At 70.1% G+C, this 1,091-nt stretch carries 1 protein-coding gene and 1 pseudogene; both read right to left on the bottom strand.

Translation table 11 applies throughout. The features are described 5' to 3' along the window. Positions 1-725, bottom strand: a 725-nt coding sequence (locus ACF8NF_RS19840; RefSeq protein ID WP_392451108.1) for a DUF6531 domain-containing protein, incomplete at its 3' end; no start/stop codon positions are given. 87 nt (positions 726-812) lie between these two features. Beyond that, a pseudogene (locus ACF8NF_RS19835) lies at positions 813-1,091 on the bottom strand (type VI secretion system tip protein VgrG); the annotation flags it as partial.

Raw genomic sequence — 1,091 nt, 5'->3', positions numbered from 1 at the left:
CCTGCGGGCATGGTCTCTTTGCTGGCACTGTGGCCGGCCTCGGGTGTGGTGCCGTCGCTGTAGTGGTAGAGCTGGCGGCGCCCGAAGCGGTCGATCTGGGCCATGAGGCGCCAGGGGCCATCGACCGACTCACCGGGCGGGGGGCCAAAGCCCCAGAGGGTGTCGCCATCGCCGCTGAAGGCCAGGATGGCCTCGGGATTGCACGCCAGCGCCGCCTCCACATGCGACCAGCGCGGGTTCGCAGCCCAGGGCGCAGTACCTCCGTCCGGCTCCGTGCTGCCGCCGCGCAGCAGCCAGATGTCTTCGCTGGCACTGTGCAGCTGGCCGCCCGGGGCCAGAGGCTGGTCGAAGGTGATGACGCGGCCGCTGGCGTCCAGCAGCAAGGTGGCCTCGTCCTGCAGGCGGATGCTGAGCTCCTGCAGCAGGTGCCAGCCATGGCCCAGCAGGCCGCAGGCAGCGCCGTGCTCGGGGTTGACGTAGCTGCTGTACTGGCGCTGCCAGGCCACGGGCAGCGCAGCCGATGGCAGGGCGAAGTCCAGGTCTTGTGCGCCCAGCAGGACCTTGGCGCCCAGCTGGGGGTTGACGGGGGATCCGACGGTGATGCCGTCCGGGCAGACGGAGCAGGCCAGGCCGCCCTGGCTGCCGATGAGCACGGTGCGCGAGCCGGTGACGATCTTGCCCTTGACGACGCTGTCGGTGATGCGGGCTGCGGGTTGGCCACTCATGCGAGGCTGCTCCTGGAGAGGTGAGAGAGAACGGGACGGCGGATGCGGAAGATGCGGGGAATGCAGGGGCTGCAGGACATGCGGGCCTCAGCAGTTGAGCCGGTCCATGGGCGAGAGAATCTGGATGTCGCCGGGCGTGATGCGGATGGTGCTTTCGCCGCAGGTCAGCAGGATTTCCTGCTGGGCTTCGAGCCGGATCTTGGCGGCATTGAGCTGGATGCTTTGTCCATCCATGGTGAGCTGGGAGGCCTTGCCGCCTCCGCCTGCACCCCCACCGCCGCCGCCATCGCCCCCACCGGGCGCCGTGATGTTCATGGCCATGCCGCCACCGGCGCCACCTCCCGCGCCGCCGCCACCTCCGCCTCC

The organism is Delftia sp. WSY_22, from assembly GCF_043104185.1.
GTDB lineage: Bacteria > Pseudomonadota > Gammaproteobacteria > Burkholderiales > Burkholderiaceae_C > Comamonas > Comamonas tsuruhatensis.
The sequence above is the reverse complement of the archived record's forward strand: the minus strand, read 5'-3'. Positions and strand labels throughout refer to the sequence as shown.